Source organism: Halomonas sp. ND22Bw, assembly GCF_003011945.1.
Taxonomy (GTDB): domain Bacteria; phylum Pseudomonadota; class Gammaproteobacteria; order Pseudomonadales; family Halomonadaceae; genus Halomonas; species Halomonas halophila.
The window spans coordinates 1-229 of record NZ_PXWD01001945.1; the positions used below are offsets into that span (position 1 = coordinate 1).

Below are 229 nucleotides of genomic sequence, written 5' to 3' on the forward strand. Positions count from 1 at the left end.
GGCCGAGCAGGACGCGCGCCTTCGCACCGCCCGTTCCCAGATGGCGGCCGGGTCGAACGGCGACGACGTGGCCGAGGCCCTGACCTCGCCCGTGGTGCAGAACCTGCGCGGCCAACGCGCCGTCATCAGCACCCGCGTCGCCGACCTGTCGGTCCGCTATGGCCCGCTGCATCCCGACATGGTCCGCGCCCGCAGCGAACTGGCCGACATCGACGCCCAAATCCAGGCC

The 229-nt window shown here is 72.9% G+C and carries 1 protein-coding gene; it reads left to right on the forward strand.

Annotation, left to right across the window (positions count from 1 at the left end):
- On the forward strand, positions 1-229 hold a 229-nt coding region (locus tag CVH10_RS25080), incomplete at both ends, for a hypothetical protein (RefSeq protein WP_219925145.1).